Origin of the sequence: Agromyces sp. NPDC058064 (assembly GCF_042885275.1) — a bacterium.
GTDB lineage: Bacteria > Actinomycetota > Actinomycetes > Actinomycetales > Microbacteriaceae > Agromyces.
Genome location: NZ_JBHVSE010000001.1, coordinates 14,294 through 28,989, shown reverse-complemented (window position 1 = coordinate 28,989; position 14,696 = coordinate 14,294). Strand labels below are relative to the sequence as shown.

The following is a 14,696-nucleotide window of genomic DNA, read 5'->3' as shown; positions in this document are numbered from 1 at the left end:
GTGTCCCTTTCGTAGGGTGGGCGGACCCTGCGGCGACCGCGAGGGCATGGCTGCCTCATCGGCGCCTCCCAGAGCGTAGCGAGCGGGCCGTCGCCGGACGGTGAACCCCGCGCGAATGTTCGAAAACGGCGCCGCGTGACGCTGCGAGACGTCACGGGCGCCTCAGAGACGCCCGGCCGCCTTGAGCTCGAGGTAGCGGTCGGCGAGCGCAGGGGGCAGCTCGTGCGGCGCCGCGGTGACCGTCTGCGCGCCGAGCCGGCGGATCGCTGCGCCGACCCGCTCGCCGTCGAGCAGGCCGCGCTCAGCGGCCGCCGCACCGTAGACCTCGTCGAGGTCGCCGCGCAGCCGGCTCGTCTCGAGCAGGGCCGGGTCGGCGACGGAGGCGACGACGACGGTGTGGCGGGCGCTGAGCTGCGGCAGCACCGAGAGCAGGCCGCGGGCGGAGCCGGGGGAGTCGGCCGCGGTCAGCAGCACGACGAAGGCGTGGCGGCTCGTCACCGCCCGCACCTGACCCGGCACGAGGGCCCAATCGGCTTCGACGAGCTCGGCGTCGATGCCCGCCATCGTGTCGACCATCCGGGCGAGGAGGTCGGCCCCGCTCGCGCCGTGCACCCGCCCGCGCAGGCGCCGGTCGGTCGCGAGGAAGTCGACCCGGTCGCCCGCGTGCGAGGCGAGCGCGGCGAGCAGGAGCGAGGCCTCGTAGCTCGTGTCGAGCCGGGGCTCGTCGGCGATGCGCGCCGCCGCGGTGCGCGAGGTGTCCGCGACGATCACGATCCGCCGGTCGCGCTCGGGGCGCCAGGTCCTGACCATGAGCCGGGTGTTGCCCGGCACCTCGGGATCGATGTGTCGAGCGGTCGCCCGCCAGTCGATGGATCGCACGTCGTCGCCGCGGACGTACTCGCGGATGGAGTCGAACTCGGTGCCCTGGCCGCGGATGAGGAGCGGCGTGCGCCCGTCGAGCTCGCGCAGGCGGGTCAGCCGCGACGGCAGGTGCACCCGCGAGTGGAACGGCGGCAGCACCCGCACACGTCCCGGCGCAGCGAGGGTCGCCTGCCGCGCCCACAGCCCGAGCGGCCCGGCGGAGCGGATCGTCACCTGCTCGGTGCGGCGATCGCCGCGCCGGGTCGGCACGAGGTGCAGCGTCATGCGGCGGCGCTCGCCCGGGGGGATCGCGAGGCGGGTGCGGTTCGTTCCGGCGACCCCGGCCGAGGGCTCCCAGCCGTCGCGGACGGTGGCGCGGAGCATCCGGCCGCCGAGGTTCTGCACCGAGAGCCCGGAGGCGACCGGCTCGCCGAGCCGAACGCGGTCGGGCAGCTCGCGGGTGAACGCCACCGCGCGCGGCGAGCCCGCGAGCGAGAGGTCGACGGCCCCCGCGCCGATGACGAGCAGGAGCCACCCGACGAGCGCGAGCCACGCGAGGGGCGCGCTCGAGATGCCCGCCACCACCACGGGGACGACCCCGAGGGCGACGAGCAGGGCGAATCGACCGGTCAGCGCCATCTCAGAGCGGCACCTGCACCTGCTGCACGATGCCGCGCAGCACCTGGTCGACCGAGACGCCCTCGAGTTCCGCCTCGGGGCGCAGCTGCACCCGGTGTCGCCAGACCGGCAGCAGCATCGCCTGCAGGTGATCGGGCGTCAGCGACTCGTAGCCCGTGAGCCAGGCCCAGGCCTTCGCGGCGGCGAGCAGTCCGGTCGTGCCGCGGGGGCTCACGCCGAGCCGCATCGACGGGCTGCGCCGGGTCGCCCTGGCGAGGTCGACGAGGTAGCCGAGCACGTCGTCCTCGACGCGCACCGCCGCGGCCGCGCGTCGGGCCGCCGCGAGCTCGTCGGCGCCGAGCACGGGGGTGACGCCGGCGGCGGCGAGGTCGTGCGGGTCGAAGCCGTCGGCGTGACGGCGCAGCAGCGAGACCTCGGCCTCGCGCTCGGGCACCTCGAGCACGAGCTTGAGGAGGAAGCGGTCGAGCTGCGCCTCGGGCAGCGCGTAGGTGCCCTCGTACTCGATCGGGTTCTGGGTCGCCGCGACCATGAACGGGTCGGGCAGCGGCCGGGTCACGCCGTCGGCCGAGACCTGGCGCTCCTCCATGGCCTCGAGCAGCGCCGACTGGGTCTTCGGCGGGGTGCGGTTGATCTCGTCGGCGAGGAGGATGTTCGTGAACACCGGCCCCTCGCGGAACGCGAACTCGCCCGAGCGCGGGTCGTAGGCGAGCGACCCCGTGACGTCGCCGGGCATGAGGTCGGGCGTGAACTGCAGGCGGCGGGTGTCGAGCTGCAGCGTCCGGCTGAGCGTGCGCACGAGCAGGGTCTTCGCGACGCCGGGGACGCCCTCGAGGAGCACATGGCCGCGCGTGAGCAGGGCGATGATGAGGCCGGTCACCGCGCCGTCCTGGCCCACGACGGCCTTGCCGACCTCGGTGCGGACGCGGTTCAGCGCGGCGCGCAGCTCGTCGTCGGGCGTGGCGGGGGCCTGCTCGGCGGGCCCCGGGTCAGGCGCCGCCGGAGTCTGCGCCCGGGGGGCCGTCGTCTCGTTCGCGATCGGGTCGGTCATGGTCGCCTTCCTGGATGGTCCGCAGCCTGCGGTGCAGAGGTCTCTGGTGCGAGTGTCGCACGCACGGCGCGCTCGAGGTCGTCGAGCTCGCTCGCGAGCCGCACCAGGTCGTGGTCGCCCGAGGGCAGCGCGTCGACGAGCACGGCGCGCACGCGCCCGGGGTCCCGCCCGGTCGCGGTGGCCGCCGCCGCGGCGATCTCGGCGACGTCGGACGTGCGCGGCAGCCGCAGCGCCGAGGCGATGCGCGCGATCGCGCCGAGGCGCAGCTGGTCGAGGGCGTGCGTGCGAGCGGCGCTCCGGGCGTACAGCCGTGCACGGCCGACCGAGGTCTCGCCCGCGGGGATGTGCACCGGCAGGTTCTCGACCACGAGCGGCCCGAAGCGGCGGCCGCGCCAGACGCCGGCGGCGATCGTCACGACGATCGCGAGCGCGAGCACGGGGCTCACCCAGCCCGGAGTGAGCTCGCCGAGCGTGGGCGCCTGGTCGGGCGCGGCGTCGAGCGGGCCGGGCAGGTACCAGACGAGTTCGTCGGATGCCCCGGCGAGCCCGATGGCGAGCGCCGCGTTGCCGCGCTCGGTGATGCGGCCGTTCTCGAACGGGGTCGTCGCGCCGACGAGCACCAGTCGCCCGTCGCCCGACGAGGGACCGGTCGCGAGGGCGTAGCCGTACTCGCCGTCGCGGAAGCAGCCGGCCCAGCCGTCGGCCACCGCCTCCTCGTCGATCGTGAACAGGCGCTGGCCGGTCGAGAGCGCCCCCGCGCGCTCGGCAGCGGGAAGCTCGCATGCGACGTCGTCGAGGGCGCCCGAGGCGGCGCCGGCCAGCCGCACGCCGGGCGCGAGCGCCTCGAGCGCGGTGAAGCCCGGCTCGACGACGACGAGCCGGTCGGCGAACATGGCGAGCCTGCCGAGGCGCTGCTCGTCGAGCAGGCCGAACTCGTCGAAGAGCAGCACGGTGGCTCCGGACTTCGCCGCCGTGAGCGCCGTGTCGAAGTCGTCGGCGGTCGTGACGTCGACCCCGTGCGTGCCGAGGACCTCGACGAGCGCCTTCGCCCCGAGCGGCGCCGGATTGTCGGCGCCGAGGCGCAGCCCTGCACCGCCCGCGCCGCCGCGGAGGACGAGCATGAGGATCGCGCCGAGCACGAGGACGACTCCGAACACGATCCAGATGCGCCGGCGGCGGACGTTCGCGCGGAACGTCGGCGTGACGGCTGCGGCCGGAGCCGGACCGGCTGGGCCTGCGGGGGCGGCGGCGGTCGCGGCGGGAGGTGCGGCCGTCATCCGATCGCCTCCGCTTCGGCGTGGGAGCCGGAGGCCTCCGGTGCTCCGGCCGGTCGGGTCACGGCGAGCTCGCCCTCGAGCGTGCTCAGCCGCTCGTACCCGGCCGCGCTGCCCTGCCCGCCGAGGTAGCGGACCCCGTCGAACTCGGCGGCGACCGCGGCGAGCTCGTGCTCGTGCGCGGGGAAGGGCGCGGCGGCGGCCGTGGCGAAGGCGTGCGCGGTGGTGCCCGGATGCACCTGCACGAGATCGCGGTCGACCGTGTTGCGGACGAGCGCGCGGAAGCGCTCCTCGATCGCGAGCGGCCAGTCGCCGTTCGCCGCGGCGAGCTCCGCGGCCCGTCGGAGCTCGGCGAGGCCGCGCAGGTCGCCGTCGTCGAAGAGCGGGACGGCGGCGTGACGGCGACGCCGGAGGCGCGGCACGCCGAACACGAGGAAGGCGACGAGGACGATCGCGGCGACGGCGAGGACGACGATGAGCGTCACGACGGGAGCCGGCACGCCGCCGGCGCCGCTGAAGAGCTCGGCGAACCAGTCGCGTACGGCCTGCATCGCGAGGTCGAAGGCGGTCGGCTTCGCGTTCTGGTACTCGGGCTTGGAGAGTTCGTCCTCGAGCCACCGACGCGCCTCGGGGGCGTCGGGATCGAGCGGGGTCAGGGCGAGCACCGTCAGGGCCGCGGCTGCCCGGGCTCGCCCGCCTCGGGCGGCGTCGGCCAGGCCGCGGAGGGGGTCGTCGGCGCAGGGGCCTGTGCCGACCACGCGGGAGCGGGGGCGCCCTGCGGCGGCGGCGCGTACGGGTCGCTCGTCGGGGCGGCGCCCGCGTCGCGCTGCTCGACGTGGCGGGCGAGCTCGAGGTCGAGTCCCTCGGTGCGCATGCGGAGGTCGATGTAGATCACCGCGACGAGCGCGCTCTGCACGACCGCGGTGATCGCGCCGATGAGCAGCGACAGCACGAGGGTCACGACGCTCGTCGCGATCGTGATGCCGAGCGCGGCGCCCGTGCCGGTCGGGTCGATGATCGCGGCGAGGATGGTGCCGATGAGCGAGACCGGCTGCACGACGACCTGCGCCGCGACGTTGAGGATGAGCCCCACGAGCAGGAGCGTGCCGAACGTGCGCCAGAAGTAGCCGTCGGTGAGCCGCCAGGACCGGCGCACCGCCTGCCCGATGCCCGCGCCCTCGAGCACGATGATGCTCGGCACGATCGACAGCTTCGTGCCGATCCAGGCGCCGAGCACCGCGAGCCCGAGCGCGCCGACGAGCGTCAGGAGCACCGCGCCGATCAGCGCCTCGGGAGAGGTGAGCGCGGCCAGGACGATGATGGCGGTGAAGAAGGCGACGACGAGGAGCAGCGCCAGGGTGACGAGCCCCGTCCAGCCGAGCAGCGGCCAGATGCGGCGGGCGGCCCGGCGCCAGAGCGCGCCGAACCCGAGGCGTTCCCCGAGGGTTCCCGTCGCGACCTCGACGACCATGACGCCCTGGAGGAACGCACTCGCGACGAGCGTGAGCGCGATCGGCACGAGCATGAGGAGGAGGAACGCGCCGACCCCGCCCGACATGACCGCGTCCATGTCCTCTGCTGCGGCGTTCTCGACGCGGGTGAAGATGAAGACCATGAACGGCACGACGACGGCGAGCGTCGCCAGCGCCGAGACGAGCTGCACCACGAGCCCGCTGCCGAACGTCGCGGCGGGGTTGCGACGCAGCGCCTGGAACGGCGCCCACAGCAGGGTGCCGAAGCTCAGCGGTCGCAGCGGAAGGAGGCCGGGCTTGGGCGGCGGCGCCCAGGCACCGGGCGCCGGGGCGGGCCATGGCTGCTGCGGCGGCGCGGGCGGGGGACCGTAGCCCTGCGCGGGCGGGGCCGGGGGCGCGCCGTACGGCGGCGGCACCGGGGCGTCGGGAGTCGAACCGCTCGACGGGGTACCGGGCGCCTGCCAGTCGTGATCCGACACCTGTACGCACTCCTTCCGGCGGGGTGTCCCCATGCTCGCACATTCGGCCGACGCGCACGCCGACCGACTACGCTGGAGCCCACCAGACCGCGCCGCGTCGCACGGGACCGACACGGGACCGCGCCGGATCGCTCGGCGCCGACAGGAATGAACGGGATGACTTCACGCGTACTCGTCGTCGACGACGACACGGCCCTCGCCGAGATGATCGGCATCGTGCTGCGCACCGAGGGCTTCGAGCCGGTGTTCTGCGGCGACGGCGCCGGAGCGCTCGCCGCGTTCCGCGAGGCGAAGCCCGACCTCGTGCTCCTCGACCTGATGCTCCCCGGCATGGACGGCATCGAGGTGTGCGGCCGCATCCGCGCCGAGTCCGGCACGCCCATCATCATGCTGACGGCGAAGTCCGACACGGCCGACGTCGTGAAGGGCCTCGAGTCGGGCGCCGACGACTACATGGTGAAGCCCTTCAACCCGAAGGAGCTCGTCGCCCGCATCCGCACCCGGCTCCGGCCGACCCCCGACCCGGTCGTCGCGACGCTCGGCATCGGCGACCTCGTGATCGACGCGGCCGGCCATGAGGTGCGTCGCGGCGAGACCCGAATCAACCTCACCCCGCTCGAGTTCGACCTCCTGCTCACCCTCGCGTCGAAGCCGCAGCAGGTGTTCACCCGCGAGATGCTGCTCGAACAGGTCTGGGGCTACCACTACAAGGCCGACACCCGGCTCGTGAACGTGCACGTGCAGCGGCTGCGGGCCAAGGTCGAGCACGACCCCGACAACCCGCGCATCGTCATGACGGTGCGCGGCGTCGGCTACCGCGCCGGCGCGACGACCTAGGCGACGGGCCGGATGACCGAGACCTCCGCCACGGCGATCCCGCTCTCGGGTTCGTGGCGGGACCTGCCGAGGAGGATGGCCGCGCTGTGGCGCCGGTCGCTGCAGTTCCGCACGGTGGTCATCACCATCGCGCTCTCCTCGCTCGCGATCTTCCTCATCGGCCTGTACATCTCGTTCAGTGTGGCGTCGAACCTCTTCCAGAGCCAGCTCGACCAGTCGCTCGCCGCGGCGAACAACGCGACGGTGGCGGCGCAGCGCATCCTGAACTCCTCAGAGGCGGCCGACCGCGGTGCGCTCCAGTCGCTCATGACCTCGACCGTGCGCACGGTGCAGACGACCTCGGGCTCGAACTCGATCGCCTACTTCCGCGTGCCGACCGACACCGCGGTCCGCGATGCGCCGCCCGACCGCGGCGACCCGCAGCTGAGCGCGGTCATCACCGACGAGCTGCAGCAACGGGTGCGCGACAACCCCGACGGGCAGTTCTGGCAGTCCGTCGCGCTCGAGAACGCCGACGGCGGCACCGACCCGGGCGTCGTGGTGGGCAGCACCCTCGAGGTGCCGCGGGCCGGCGACTACGAGCTCTACATCGGCTACGACTTCGCCGACGCGCAGCAGACCCTCGGGTTCATGCAGGCGGTCGGCGTGCTCGGCGCGATCGCGCTGATCGTGCTGCTCAGCGCGATCACGCTGCTCGTCGTGCGGTGGGTCATCGAGCCGATCCGCACCGCCGCGGCGACGAGCCGCCGCCTCGCCGCGGGCGACCTCGGCGTCCGCATGCCCTCGAAGGGCGAGGACGAGCTCGCGACCCTCGCCGCGTCCTTCAACGGCATGGCCGACAGCCTGCAGGCGCGCATCCGCGAGCTCGCCGAGCTGTCGGTGATGCAGCAGCGGTTCGTCTCCGACGTCTCCCACGAGCTGCGGACCCCGCTCACGACCATCCGCCTGGCGGGCGACGTGCTCTACGGCCAGCGCGAGGACTTCCCGGGGCCGACCTCGCGCACCGTCGAGCTCCTGCACACGCAGACCGAGCGATTCGAGACGCTGCTCGCCGACCTCCTCGAGATCAGCCGCTACGACGCGGGGTCGGTCGAGCTCACGACCGAGCCGACGAACCTCGTGCACCTCGCCGGCGACGCGATCGAGTCGATGCACGAGCTCGCGCGCGAGCGCGGCAGCGAGCTGCGCCTCGTCGCCCCCGGCGGCCACCTCGACGCCGAGGTCGACCCCCGCCGCATCCGCCGGATCGTGCGCAACCTGCTCGGCAACGCGATCGAGCACGGCGAGGGGCGGCCGATCGTGGTCTCGGTCGACAGCAACCCGACGGCGATCGCGCTGTCGGTGCGCGACTACGGCCTCGGCATGACCGAGGAGGAGAGCGCCCGCGTGTTCGACCGATTCTGGCGGGCCGACCCCAGCCGCACCCGCACCATCGGCGGCACCGGGCTCGGCCTCGCGATCTCGCTGGAGGACGCGGTCGCGCACCGGGGCACCCTCGACGTGTGGTCCAAGCCCGGCGTCGGCACGGTGTTCCGGCTCACGCTGCCTCGCAGTGCCGATGCCGAGTCGGTGGTCTCGCCGCTGTCGCTCGAGCCCGATGACGCCCACGCGAGCGGCCCGCCGCCGACCGGCGTGATCGCCGCGGTCGACCTCGACGGCGAGGCGGCCGGCAGTGCGACGGATGCCGCGGGGCAGGGGGCGCGCGATGCGTAGGCGCGTGGTCGGGGCATCCCTGGCGCTCGCGATGGCGGCGCTGCTCAGCGGCTGCGTCGCGCTGCCGACCTCGGGGCCCGTCGGCGTCGGCAATCCTGAGCCGGTGGAGGAGTCGGCCGAGCTCGACACCTTCGTGCGCCCGCCGCAGGCGGGGGCGGATCCTGAGCTGATCGTGCAGGGGTTCATCGAGGCCGCCGCGAGCCCGCGCGGCAACTACGGCGCGGCGAGGGACTTCCTGACCCCCGACTTCGCGGCGGAGTGGCAGCCCGGCGCCGGGGCGACGATCGACGTGCTCGCCGACCGCACGTACGATGCGCCTCCAGAGGTCGCCGAGGACGCCGCGGAGACGCAGGTCTCGGTGGGCGCGACCCCCGCGGCGACGCTCACGGCGACCGGCCAGTACGAGCCGCCCGCATCGACGGCCGAGGTCACGCTGCCGTACCGCCTCGAACGGGTCGAGGGGGAGTGGCGCATCGCCGAGGCCCCCGACGGCATCCTGATCGACGAGCTCACCTTCGGCGACGTGTTCCGGCCGTACGAGCTCGCCTTCTTCGATCCCGACTTCCGCTACCTCGTGCCCGACCTGCGCTGGTTCGCCGGCCGCGACACCGCCCAGACGAGCATCGTGCGGGCGCTCCTCGCCGGGCCGGCCGAGTGGCTCGCGCCGGGCGTCGAGAGCGCGTTCCCCGAGGGCGTCACGCTCGAGACGGGCGCCGTGCCCGTCGCGAACGGCATCGCGAGCGTCGAGCTGTCGGGCGTCTCGTTCGACGACGTCCTGACGGTGCAGCGCATGCAGGAGCAGCTCGACGAGAGCCTCATCGGCGTCGTGCGCAACGTCGACGAGGTCGCGCTCGCGATCGACGGCGCGGTCCAGGACGTGGCACCGCTCAGCGACGCGCCGGTGCACGATCCGCCGGTCGATCCGCGGCCGGTCGTCTACGACGGCACGAGCTTCGGCTACCTCTCGGCTTCGGGCGACGAGATCGAGCCGATCGACGACATCTCGCCGCAGATCGAGGGCCTCGCCCCGTCGGCCGCGGCAGTCGGTCCGCAGGCGGGCTCGGTGGCCGTGCGCACGCAGGCGGGCGTCTCGGTCGTGCTGCCCGGCGAGGCCGCCGAGGTGCGCGACCCGCGGCAGGGGCTCATCGCGCCCGCCATGGACCCGGAGGGCGTCATCTGGTCGGTGCCCGCGACCGCGCCGGGCGAGCTCGTCGCCTACCTGCCGAGCGGCGAGGAGCGCGAGCGCCCCATCCCGGTGCCCTGGTCGGGGTCGACGATCGCGGCCCTCGAGGTCTCGCGCGACGGCACGCGCATCATCGCGCTGCTGGGCGACGGCGTCCGCACCCGCTTCGCTGCGGCGTCGATCGAACGCGACGCCGACGGCATGCCGGTCGCGCTCAGCCCGGTCGTGCTGAATCTGTCGGCACTCGCCGGCACACCGCGCGACGTGGCCTGGCTCGACGCGAACACGGTCGCGTCGCTCACCTCGCTGCCGGGCGGCGACACGCGCCTCGTCGTGCAGGAGCTCGGCGGCGTGCCCGACACGATCGCCGGGCCCGAGGGCGGCGTCCAGCTCGATGCGGGCAACGGGGAGCGCGATCTCCGCGTGCGCACCTCGGCCGGCACCCTCGACGTGCAGAGCGGCGTCGGCTGGCAGACCCGGGCCGAGGGCGTCGACTTCGTCGCGACCCAGATGCCCGACTGAGCGGCGCGCTCCGATCGACCGCAGGGCGTGGGCGACTGGCCCGACCCTTCCTCCCCAGCGGCCCGGCCGATGCGGTCGCCGCCCCGGCGAGGCTTCCGAACGCCGCCGACCCGCGCGCCCGGCAGGCTGCGTCGGGTGACGAGCTCTCTGGCCCGCCGCTTCGCCCGCGCCGCCGCCGCGGTCCGGGAGGCGGCCCTCGACGGCCTCGCCGTCGTCGCCCCGGTGCACTGCGCGGGCTGCGGCACTCTCGACCGGGCCGTGTGCGCCGGGTGCCTCGCCGTGCTCGCCGCCGTGCCGCGCACGGTCACCCGGCCGCTCCCGAGCCCCGACGCGCCCCTCGTCGTCCACGCGTCCCTCGAGTACGCCGGAGCCGTCGCGGCGATCGTCGCCGCCTTCAAGGACGGCGGGCGCACCGACGCCGCGAGGCCGCTCGCACGAGCCCTGCACGCGGCCCTCGCCGCCGCGCTCGCCGAGGCCGCAGCGGGCGCCCCCGTCGAGATCTGCACGGTGCCGTCCACGCGCCGCGCGCTGCGCGAGCGCGGATACGCCCCCGTCGAGTTGCTGCTCGCGCGCAGCGGCATCCGTTCCGCCCGCGTACTGCGCCTGGCACGCGACCGCGTCGACCAGGCCGGCCTCGGCGAGGCGGCGCGACGTGCGAACGCCGAGGGCGGCCTCGTCGCCGCGCATCGCCTCGACGGGCGCCGCTTCCTCCTGGTCGACGACATCCTCACGACGGGGTCGACGCTCGCCGAGACCGCCCGCGCCGTGCGGTCCGCGGGCGGTTCGGTCGCGGGGTCGGCCGTGCTCGCGGAGACGCCGCTGCGCCGCGTTCGGCTCTCGGCGAACTCTGCGGAAACGGCTCGTGACAATGGCGGTCAAGCGGGCTACGGTGGCAGGACAGGCGTGGTCGATCCACCCTTCAGAACCGGGTGACACGCCGGTGAACGGAGGTCGTCATGGAACTGAACATCGTCGGACGAAACCTGGGGATCACGGACCGTTTCCGCGCCTACGCGACGGAGAAGTCCGAGAAGGTCACGCACCTCAACGACCGGGCCATCTCCCTCGACGTGAAGCTCAGCCGTCACAACGAGAAGAACGGCAACCCTGGTCTCGACCGCGTCGAGCTGACCCTCTTCGGCAAGGGGCCGGTGGTGCGGGCGGAGGCCGACGGCACCGACAAGTACGCGGCGTTCGACGTCGCGCTCGGGCGATTGCTCGAACGCATCAGGAGGGCGAAGGACCGGCGGAAGGTCCATCGAGGCGGCAACCACCGCCACACCTCGCTCCGCGAGGCCACCGACGCCGGCTTCGCCGACGTCGGCGTGCAGGCCGCCGCACCCGAGGTGCTCGAGCGTGTGCGCACCGGGTCGATCCCCGTCGTGACGGAGTCCGAGGGGATGGAGGAGGACGAGGTCTACAGCCCCGTCGTGATCAGGCGCAAGGTGTTCGCGTCGACGCCCATGACCGTCGATGACGCGCTCTACTTCATGGAACTCGTGGGTCACGACTTCTACCTCTTCGTCGACGCGGAGTCGAACCGGCCGAGCGTGGTCTACCGCCGCAAGGGCTGGGACTACGGGCTCATCGGCCTCGACGAGAACTCCGACGCGGTGCTCGACAGCCCCGTGACGAAGGGGCGCGAGCCCGTGGCATCCTGACCGCCCCGATGTTCTGAACCGGCGACCCCGCTCCGCATCGCACGATGCGGAGCGGGGTCGCTCAGGCTGCGGCCCACTAGCATGGCTATGATGACCGCTGGACAGGCGGCAGTGGGCGCCGCCGCCACCCGAGGCGGGCACCGACGACGCAGCGCCCGATGAAACACAGGAGAACATTCGTGGCTTCGATTCTTGAAAAGGTCCTCCGCGTCGGCGAGGGCCGAACCCTCAAACGGCTCGAGAACTACGCGGCGGCCATCAACGCGCTCGAAGAGGGCTTCCTGGCGCTCAGCGACGACGAGCTGAAGCACGAGACCGTCGAGCTCCGCGAGCGCTACGCGAGCGGCGAGTCGCTCGACGACCTGCTGCCCGAGGCGTTCGCGGCCGTCCGCGAGGCGTCGCGCCGCACCCTCGGCCTCCGCCACTTCGACGTGCAGCTCATGGGCGGCGCTGCGCTCCACCTCGGCAACATCGCCGAGATGAAGACCGGTGAGGGCAAGACGCTCGTCGCGACGACCGCCGCGTACCTCAACGCGCTCACGAGCCGCGGCGTGCACGTCATCACCGTCAACGACTTCCTCGCGAGCTACCAGTCGGAGCTCATGGGCCGCGTCTTCCGCGCCCTCGGCATGACGACCGGATGCATCGTGGCGGGCCAGACCCCGCAGGTCCGCCGCGAGCAGTACGCGGCCGACATCACGTACGGCACGAACAACGAGTTCGGCTTCGACTACCTGCGCGACAACATGGCCTGGCAGGCCTCCGACATGGTGCAGCGCGGCCACCACTTCGCGATCGTCGACGAGGTCGACTCGATCCTCATCGACGAGGCGCGCACCCCGCTCATCATCTCGGGCCCCGCCTCGGGCGAGGCGAACCGCTGGTTCGCCGAGTTCGCGCGACTCGCTGCGCGGCTCGTCCCCGGCGAGGACTTCGAGGTCGACGAGAAGAAGCGCACCGTCGGCGTGCTCGAGCCCGGCATCGAGAAGGTCGAAGACTATCTGGGCATCGAGAACCTCTACGAGTCGGCGAACACGCCGCTCATCTCGTTCCTCAACAACTCGATCAAGGCGAACGCGCTGTTCAAGCGCGACAAGGACTACGTGGTCATGAACGGCGAGGTGCTCATCGTCGACGAGCACACCGGCCGCATCCTCGTGGGCCGCCGCTACAACGAGGGCATCCACCAGGCGATCGAGGCCAAGGAGGGCGTGCAGGTCAAGGCCGAGAACCAGACCCTCGCGACCGTCACGCTGCAGAACTACTTCCGCCTCTACTCGAAGCTCTCCGGCATGACGGGTACCGCCGAGACCGAGGCGGCCGAGTTCATGTCGACCTACAAGCTCGGCGTCGTGCCCATCCCGACGAACAAGCCGATGGTGCGCATCGACCAGTCCGACCTCGTCTACAAGAACGAGGAGGTCAAGTTCGCCCAGGTCGTCGAAGACATCGTCGAGCGCCACAAGCAGGGCCAGCCCGTGCTCGTGGGCACGACCAGCGTCGAGAAGAGCGAGTACCTCTCGCGCCTGCTCGCCAAGAAGGGCGTGCGGCACGAGGTGCTGAACGCGAAGAACCACGCCCGCGAGGCCGCGATCGTGTCGCAGGCCGGTCGCCTGGGCGCGGTCACCGTCGCCACGAACATGGCCGGCCGTGGAACCGACATCATGCTCGGCGGCAACGCCGAGTTCATCGCCGTGCAGCAGATGCACGAGAAGGGCCTCTCGCCGGCCGAGACGCCCGAGGAGTACGAGGCCGCCTGGGACGGCGTGTTCGAGGCCGTCAAGGCCGAGGTCGACGTCGAGGCCGAGAAGGTGCTCGCCGCCGGCGGACTCTACGTGCTCGGCACCGAGCGCCACGAGTCGCGCCGCATCGACAACCAGCTGCGCGGTCGCTCGGGTCGTCAGGGCGACCCCGGCGAGAGCCGCTTCTACCTGTCGCTGACCGACGACCTCATGCGGCTGTTCAACGCCGGCGCGGCCGAGAGCCTGATGTCGCGCGGCGTGCCCGACGACGTCGCGATCGAGTCGAAGGTCGTCTCCCGCGCGATCCGCTCGGCGCAGTCGCAGGTCGAGGCCCGCAACGCCGAGATCCGCAAGAACGTGCTGAAGTACGACGACGTCCTCAACCGCCAGCGCGAGGCGATCTACGGCGACCGCCGTCACATCCTCGAGGGCGACGACCTCCACGAGCGCACGCAGAAGTTCCTCGAGGACGTGATCGACGAGGTGCTCGCGCAGCACACCGCCGAGGGCAACCCCGACGAGTGGGACTTCGATGCCCTCTGGACGGAGCTGAAGACCCTCTACCCGGTCGGCATCACGATCGACGAGGTCGTCGCCGAGGCCGGAGAGAAGGGGCGCGTCAATCGCGAGTTCGTGCGCCGCGAGATCCTGTCCGACGCGAAGCTCGCCTACCAGCGCCGCGAGGAGCAGCTCGGCAGCCCCGCGATGCGCGAGCTCGAGCGTCGCGTCGTGCTCTCGGTCATCGACCGTCGCTGGCGCGATCACCTCTACGAGATGGACTACCTGAAGGACGGCATCGGCCTGCGTGCGATGGCCCAGCGCGACCCGCTGGTCGAGTACCAGCGCGAGGGCTTCGCGATGTTCCAGCAGATGATGGGCTCCATCCGCGAGGAGACCGTCGGATTCCTGTTCAACCTCGAGGTCGAGGTCGCACCGCAGGGCGGTTCGGGCGCGACGATCGAGGCGAAGGGCCTCGGCCGCCAGGGCGCCTCCGACGACAAGCTCAGCTACACCGCGCCGAGCGACTCGGGCGGCGTCGAGGTGCGCAACCAGCGCGGCCAGGTGCAGCAGGCCGCCACCCAGCGCGCGCGGCGCGCGGTCGCGGAGAGTCAGGCTCCCGCGGCCGAGACCGAGCGCGGGGCCTTCGGGCAGCGCTCGGGCGGCGAGGTCGCCCCGCAGAACCGCTCGGAGCGACGCGCCCAGGAGCGCAAGGGGCGCTAGCCCCCGTCGACCTCCGCGGCCCGTATGCTCCTTCGAGCATGCGG

The 14,696-nt window shown here is 73.1% G+C and carries 11 protein-coding genes; 6 read left to right on the top strand and 5 right to left on the bottom strand.

Annotation, left to right across the window (positions count from 1 at the left end):
- Positions 1 to 162 precede the first annotated feature (162 nt).
- From ACFVSL_RS00130 to ACFVSL_RS00110, 5 genes are read right to left on the bottom strand one after another with little or no spacing between them, the layout of a single operon-like run.
- A complete protein-coding gene (locus ACFVSL_RS00130) occupies positions 163 to 1,500 on the bottom strand; it encodes a DUF58 domain-containing protein (RefSeq protein WP_386937413.1) in 1,338 nt (445 codons plus the stop codon).
- Position 1,501: 1 nt separating this feature from the next.
- Positions 1,502 to 2,548, bottom strand: coding sequence for an AAA family ATPase (locus ACFVSL_RS00125; RefSeq protein ID WP_386937411.1), 1,047 nt, complete (start codon positions 2,546 to 2,548; stop codon positions 1,502 to 1,504).
- Positions 2,545 to 3,825, bottom strand: a complete 1,281-nt coding sequence (locus tag ACFVSL_RS00120; protein ID WP_386937410.1) for a DUF4350 domain-containing protein — start codon at positions 3,823 to 3,825, stop codon at positions 2,545 to 2,547. The genes ACFVSL_RS00125 and ACFVSL_RS00120 overlap by 4 nt, the downstream gene beginning before the upstream one ends.
- Positions 3,822 to 4,487 carry a DUF4129 domain-containing protein gene (locus ACFVSL_RS00115; protein WP_386937409.1) on the bottom strand — a complete coding sequence of 222 codons (666 nt, stop codon included), beginning with the start codon at positions 4,485 to 4,487 and terminating at the stop codon, positions 3,822 to 3,824. Before ACFVSL_RS00115 ends, ACFVSL_RS00120 begins: the two co-directional genes overlap by 4 nt.
- A gap of 2 nt (positions 4,488 to 4,489) precedes the next feature.
- Positions 4,490 to 5,773 carry a hypothetical protein gene (locus ACFVSL_RS00110; protein ID WP_386937408.1) on the bottom strand — a complete coding sequence of 428 codons (1,284 nt, stop codon included), beginning with the start codon at positions 5,771 to 5,773 and terminating at the stop codon, positions 4,490 to 4,492.
- 156 nt (positions 5,774 to 5,929) lie between these two features.
- Here ACFVSL_RS00110 and mtrA point away from each other — a divergent pair, with 156 nt between their 5' ends.
- From mtrA to secA, 6 genes are all read left to right on the top strand, one after another.
- Positions 5,930 to 6,610: an MtrAB system response regulator MtrA gene (gene mtrA / locus ACFVSL_RS00105; protein WP_386937406.1), complete on the top strand. Its 681-nt coding sequence runs from the start codon at positions 5,930 to 5,932 to the stop codon at positions 6,608 to 6,610.
- A gap of 12 nt (positions 6,611 to 6,622) precedes the next feature.
- The gene (gene mtrB, locus ACFVSL_RS00100; protein WP_386937404.1) at positions 6,623 to 8,323 is read left to right on the top strand and encodes an MtrAB system histidine kinase MtrB; all 1,701 of its coding nucleotides are present in this window, start codon (positions 6,623 to 6,625) and stop codon (positions 8,321 to 8,323) included.
- Entirely contained in the window at positions 8,316 to 10,028 is a 1,713-nt protein-coding gene (locus ACFVSL_RS00095) for a GerMN domain-containing protein (protein WP_386937403.1), read from the top strand. Before mtrB ends, ACFVSL_RS00095 begins: the two co-directional genes overlap by 8 nt.
- A 135-nt stretch (positions 10,029 to 10,163) precedes the next feature.
- Entirely contained in the window at positions 10,164 to 10,961 is a 798-nt protein-coding gene (locus tag ACFVSL_RS00090; RefSeq protein ID WP_386937401.1) for a ComF family protein, read from the top strand.
- A gap of 23 nt (positions 10,962 to 10,984) precedes the next feature.
- Complete coding sequence (gene hpf / locus ACFVSL_RS00085; protein ID WP_386937399.1) at positions 10,985 to 11,689, top strand: ribosome hibernation-promoting factor, HPF/YfiA family; 705 nt, start codon at positions 10,985 to 10,987, stop codon at positions 11,687 to 11,689.
- Between the two features lie 179 nt (positions 11,690 to 11,868).
- Positions 11,869 to 14,652: a preprotein translocase subunit SecA gene (gene secA / locus ACFVSL_RS00080; protein ID WP_386937397.1), complete on the top strand. Its 2,784-nt coding sequence runs from the start codon at positions 11,869 to 11,871 to the stop codon at positions 14,650 to 14,652.
- The last annotated feature ends 44 nt before the right edge of the window (positions 14,653 to 14,696 follow it).